Source organism: Kitasatospora sp. NPDC059160 (genome assembly GCF_042755465.1).
Taxonomy (GTDB): Bacteria; Actinomycetota; Actinomycetes; order Streptomycetales; family Streptomycetaceae; genus Kitasatospora.
Genome location: NZ_JBHZCN010000219.1, coordinates 1 through 5,133, shown reverse-complemented (window position 1 = coordinate 5,133; position 5,133 = coordinate 1). Strand labels below are relative to the sequence as shown.

Below are 5,133 nucleotides of genomic sequence, written 5' to 3'. Positions count from 1 at the left end.
CCGCATCCCCGTCAGGGGGTGCGGGCCCTCGGCCGTACGGTGCGCAGCTGCGCCGTGCAGTGCGGTGCGTTCGCCGTGCGGGCGACCGGCGGGAGCGGCTACTTGGCCGACTCCTCCTCCTCGTCGTCGACCGGCGCCTTGATCGGCGGCGGCGCCTTGAGCAGGATCTGCCAGGTGACGTACATCGCCAGCAGCAGCGGCGGGATGCCGAGGGCGACCTTCAACCAGCCGAGCAGGTTGACGTTGTGGGTGAAGTACAGCGGGAAGAGGATCACCGGCTTGAGGCCCATGATCACCACCCAGGCCCAGGTCGCCTTGGTGTAGGCGGCGAGCCGGCCCGGGTTCTCCTTGCGCCAGGTGAACATCTCGCCGGTGATCGGGCCGAGCATCACCCCGATCATCGGCCAGCGCACCACGGCGGAGACCGCGAGGGCGGTGCAGTAGCCGACGCTCCAGAGCAGGCCGGGCAGGTAGAAGTCCTCGGCCTTGCCGCTCTTCATCGCGATCCAGGCGCCGAGGGCGACGCCGAACACGCCGCTGAAGGCGTGCTGGATGGTCTCCCGCCGGGCCAGCCGCGCCACCACGAACAGGGCGCTGAGCCCGAGCGCGGCCCAGGCGGCGGCGCTGACCTGGTGGGTGAGGTTGTAGGTGACGATGAAGACCAGGCCGGGCAGCGTCATGTCGATCATGCCGCGCACGCCGCCGAAGGCCTGCAGGATCGTGTCGGCGGCCTCCTTGGAGGCGGCCTTGCGGGCGGCCTCGGCGGCCGCCGGGTCGAGGGGCCGCTCGGCGGCCGGCGCGGTGCCTTCGATCGACTTGGCCAGTCCGTCCGCGGCCTCGGCGGCGGCGGCGTCCTGCCAGGCCGCCACGTCGGCGGCGTCCAGGTCGATCCGGGCAGTGGCGTCTCCGCCGGGGTGGTTGCTCACGCTCATTCGCTCCCGTGTCCGACCGGACGCAGTTCGTAGCGGGGGTTGAACAGCACGCGGCGCCCGCGTGCGTGACTGATCCGGCCGCTGGCGACGAGCCGACGGCCCGGTTCTATGCCCGCGATCGAGCGACGCCCCAGCCAGACGACCTCCAACGCCTCGGTGCCGTCGAAGAGCTCGGCCTCCAGGGCCGGCACCCCGGCCCGCGGGCGGAGCGTCACCGTGCGCAGCGTGCCCGCGACGGTGACCAGCTGCCGGTCGGCGCAGCCGGCGATCGGCGTGCAGCCGGACTCGGCGGCGATCTCCTGGCGCAGGTCCTCGGCGTCCAGTTCCTCGGCCGAGGTGGTCAGCCGACTGAGCATGCGGCGGAACCGCCCCGGCGGCTGGCCACTGCTGTTGTCACCACTCATGTCGGCAGGGTACCGGTTTCGGTGCCCCCGGCGGCAGGCGTCGCCCCCGCCGGGAGGCTGCCGAGGGGCTGCCGAGGGGCCGCCGGGGAGCCGCCGGTCAGCTCTCGAAGCGGTAGCCCATGCCCGGTTCGGTGATGAAGTGGCGCGGGTGCGAAGGGTCGCGTTCCAGCTTGCGGCGCAGCTGGGCGAGGTAGACCCGCAGGTAGTTGGTCTCGGTGCGGTAGGCCGGGCCCCACACCTCCTGGAGCAGCTGGGTCTGGCTGACCAGCCGCCCGGCGTTGCGGACCAGGACCTCCAGGAGGTGCCATTCGGTGGGCGTGAGGCGTACGTCGGTGCCGTCCCGGTTGACCTTCTTGGCGGCGAGGTCGACGGTGAAGCTCTCGGTGACGACCAGCGAGTCGTCCTCCCCGGCGACCGGCTCGGCCCGGCGCACGGCGGCCCGCATCCGGGCGAGCAGTTCGTCCATCCCGAAGGGCTTGGTCACGTAGTCGTCGGCGCCGGCGTCCAGGGCCTCGACCTTCTCGTCGGAGGCGTGCCGGGCCGACAGCACGATGATCGGCACCCGGGTCCAGCCGCGCAGGCCGCGGATCACCTCGACGCCGTCCATGTCGGGCAGGCCCAGGTCGAGGACGACGACGTCGGGATGGCGGGCGGCGGCGAGTTCCAGCGCGCTCGCCCCGTCGTGGGCCGCGTCGACCTCGTACTTGCGGGCCTTGAGGTTGATCACCAGTGCGCGGACGATCTGCGGTTCGTCGTCCACGACGAGGACCCGGGTCATTTACGGACTCCGCCTTTCGGGCTGTCGGATCTTACGGACTGTTGTCTCGGCTGTGCGTGCGGCGTGGTTCCGCCGGGTCTCAGGTGATCAGTTCGGAGAGCGGGTCGTGGCCCTCGCCGCCCGGCGTGTCCGGGCCGGGCCGCTCCGGCGGCCGTTCCACGGCGGGCAGGCTGACGACCATGGTGAGGCCGCCGCCGGGGGTGTCCTCGGCGGTGACGGTACCGTCCATGGCCTCGACGAACCCGCGCGCCACCGCGAGGCCGAGGCCGACCCCGGCGCCGCGCGGCGCGTCCCCGTAGCGCTGGAAGGGGGCGAAGATCCGCTCCTTGGCGTCCTCGGGGACGCCCGGTCCGCGGTCCACGATCCGCAGCTCGACCCGGCCCGGCCGGCCCGGCGGTTGCAGGGCGTCGGCCTTGACCAGCACCTTGACGCCCTCCGGGCTGTACTTGACGGCGTTCTCGACCAGGTTGGCCAGCGAGCGCTCCAGCAGTCCGCCGTCGGCACGGATCATCGGCAGCGTCTCCGGCACGTCCAGGCGCACCGACTCCGGCGGGACGCCGCCGAGCGCGTAGGGCACCACCTCGTCCAGGTCGGTCTCCTGGATCAGCGGGGTGACGGTGCCGGTCTGGAGCCGGCTCATGTCCAGCAGGTTGTTGATCAGGTGGTCGAGGCGGTCGGCCCCGGCCTCGATGCCGGCCAGCAGTTCGGCCTCGTCCTCCGGGTCCCACTGCACGTCGGCCGAGCGCAGCGAGGTCACCGAGGCCTTGATGCCCGCCAGCGGGGTGCGCAGGTCGTGCGAGACGGCGGCCAGCAGGGCGGTGCGGATCCGGTTGCCCTCGGCCTCGCGGCGGGCCGCGGCGGCCTCCCTGGCCAGCCGGCGGCGCTCCAGCACCACGGCGGCCTGGGCGGCGAACGCGCCCAGCAGGCGGCGGTCGGTCCCGGGCAGCACCCGGCCGCGCAGCACCAGGGCCAGGCTCTCCCCGACCGGGACGTCCACGTCGGCCTCCTCGGGGCGCCCGGGCGGGCGCGGCCCTGCGGTGGCGACCGGCACCCAGCCGCCGGTCGGCTCCGGGCGCTCCAGCAGCGCGGCGCTCTCCTGCCCGAAGGTCTCCCGGACCTGCTCCATCAGCGCGGTCAGCACGCCGTCCCCGTTGGGGGCGCCGCGCAGCACCGTGCCGGCCAGCGCGCTGAGCGTCTGCGCCTCGGCCTGGGCGCGGGCCGCCTGGTGGGTGCGCCGGGCCGCCAGGTCCACCACGGAGGCGACCGAGCAGCCGACGATGGTGAATATCGCCACCGCCATGATGTTCTGCGGCTCGTTGATCGAGAAGGTGTGCAGCGGCGGGGTGAAGTAGAAGTTCAGCACCGAGGAGCCGACCAGCGCCGAGCCGATGGACGGCAGCAGCCCGCCGACCAGCGCCGCGCACACCGTCAGCGACAGGAACAGCAGCATGTCGGTGGACAGGCCCAGCCCGCCGATGGTGGTCAGTACCAGCGCCAGCACCGGCGGGCCGACCAGCCCGACCAGCCAGCCGGCGACGGTCCTGGTCCGGCCCAGGTCGGTGACCCGCCGCACGGGTATCTTGTTGCGCCGCCCGTGCCCGGCGTGCTCGTGGGTGACCATGTGGACGTCGATGTCCCCGGCCTTCTGGGTGACCAGGGTGCCGACGCCGGGCCCGTACAGGTACTGCCAGCCGGGGCGGCGGCTGGTGCCCAGCACGATCTGGGTGGCGTTCACCCCCCGGGCGAAGTCCAGCAGCCCCCCGGCCGGGTCGTCGCCGAGCACGTTGTGGAAGGAGCCGCCGAGGCTCTCCACCAGCGCGCGCTGCTCGATCAGCGTCTGCGGGGAGCCGGTGCCGGCCAGCCCGTCGGACCGGGAGATGTGGACGGCCAGCAGCTCGCCGCCGGAGACCCGGGCCGCGATCCGGGCGGCCCGGCGGATCAGCGTCGCCCCCTCTGGGCCGCCGGTCAGGCCGACCACGATCCGCTCCCGGGCCTGCCAGGTGCCGACGATCCCCTGCTCGGCGCGGTACTTCTGCAGGTACTCGTCGACCCGGTCCGCGGTCCACAGCAGCGCCAGCTCGCGCAGCGCGGTCAGGTTGCCCGGCCGGAAGTAGTTGGCGAGCGCGGCGTCGATCTTCTCCGGCATGTACACGTTGCCGTGCGCCAGCCGCCGCCGCAGCGCCTGCGGGGACATGTCCACCAGCTCGATCTGGTCCGCCCGGCGGACCACCTCGTCCGGGACGGTCTCGCGCTGGCGCACCCCGGTGATGCCCTCGACGGCGTCGCCGAGCGACTCCAGGTGCTGGACGTTCACGGTGGAGATCACGTCGATCCCGGCGGCGAGCAGCTCCTCGACGTCCTGCCAGCGCTTCTCGTTGCGGCAGCCGGGCACGTTGGTGTGGGCCAGCTCGTCCACCAGCGCCACCTCCGGGCGGCGGGCCAGCACGGCGTCCAGGTCCATCTCGGAGAACCGGGCGCCCCGGTGCACCACCTGCTGCCGGAGCACGACCTCCAGCCCGGCCACCAGGTCCGCGGTCCGTCGCCGGCCGTGGTCCTCCACGAACGCCACCACGACGTCCGTGCCACGCTCCTGCCGCCGGTGTGCCTCGGCGAGCATGGCGTACGTCTTGCCGACCCCGGGGGCCGCCCCGAGGTAGATGCGCAGCCTGCCTCGTCCCATGAGCACCATTCTTGATCCGGCTCTGCCCGGGAGCCACCCCCGGACACCTGTTCCCCCTGCCTTCGAGACTACGGCGTGGGCGGCGGTATTCCGCTGATCAGTCCACTGATCATGCGGTTTTAGCGGCATATTGACGGAGGAGCAGCCACTCGGCGGGGGTCGGTCGAGGGTCTCCCGGGGCAGCCTCGTCCGCTTTCCGCCGGTTGTCCCGGAAATGCGAAAAGGCCCACCCGGTCACCCGGGCGGGCCTTCTCTGAATGATTGTTCGGCGGCGTCCTACTCTCCCACAGGGTCCCCCCTGCAGTACCATCGGCGCTGTGAGGCTTAGCTTCCGGGTTC

At 73.0% G+C, this 5,133-nt stretch carries 4 protein-coding genes and 1 rRNA gene; all 5 read right to left on the bottom strand.

Annotated elements, in window-relative coordinates; genetic code table 11:
- Nucleotides 1-98 precede the first annotated feature (98 nt).
- The gene (locus tag ACFXOZ_RS42075) at nucleotides 99-926 is read right to left on the bottom strand and encodes a DUF3159 domain-containing protein (RefSeq protein ID WP_375897301.1); all 828 of its coding nucleotides are present in this window, start codon (nucleotides 924-926) and stop codon (nucleotides 99-101) included.
- A gap of 2 nt (nucleotides 927-928) precedes the next feature.
- On the bottom strand, nucleotides 929-1,336 hold the full coding sequence (locus tag ACFXOZ_RS42070) for an OB-fold nucleic acid binding domain-containing protein (RefSeq protein ID WP_360245819.1): 408 nt from the start codon (nucleotides 1,334-1,336) through the stop codon (nucleotides 929-931).
- Between the two features lie 97 nt (nucleotides 1,337-1,433).
- Complete coding sequence (locus ACFXOZ_RS42065) at nucleotides 1,434-2,114, bottom strand: response regulator (RefSeq protein ID WP_033351413.1); 681 nt, start codon at nucleotides 2,112-2,114, stop codon at nucleotides 1,434-1,436.
- A 79-nt stretch (nucleotides 2,115-2,193) separates the two neighbouring features.
- Nucleotides 2,194-4,794, bottom strand: a complete 2,601-nt coding sequence (locus ACFXOZ_RS42060) for an ATP-binding protein (protein ID WP_380595318.1) — start codon at nucleotides 4,792-4,794, stop codon at nucleotides 2,194-2,196.
- Between the two features lie 263 nt (nucleotides 4,795-5,057).
- A 5S ribosomal RNA gene (gene rrf, locus ACFXOZ_RS42055) occupies nucleotides 5,058-5,133 on the bottom strand; the annotation flags it as partial.

Bases quoted from the DNA above. Each gene is read 5' to 3' on its own strand.
- ACFXOZ_RS42060 (WP_380595318.1), bottom strand. From the start codon at position 4,794: ATGGGACGAGGCAGGCTGCGCATCTACCTCGGGGCGGCCCCCGGGGTC.
- ACFXOZ_RS42070 (WP_360245819.1), bottom strand. From the start codon at position 1,336: ATGAGTGGTGACAACAGCAGTGGCCAGCCGCCGGGGCGGTTCCGCCGC.
- ACFXOZ_RS42065 (WP_033351413.1), bottom strand. From the start codon at position 2,114: ATGACCCGGGTCCTCGTCGTGGACGACGAACCGCAGATCGTCCGCGCA.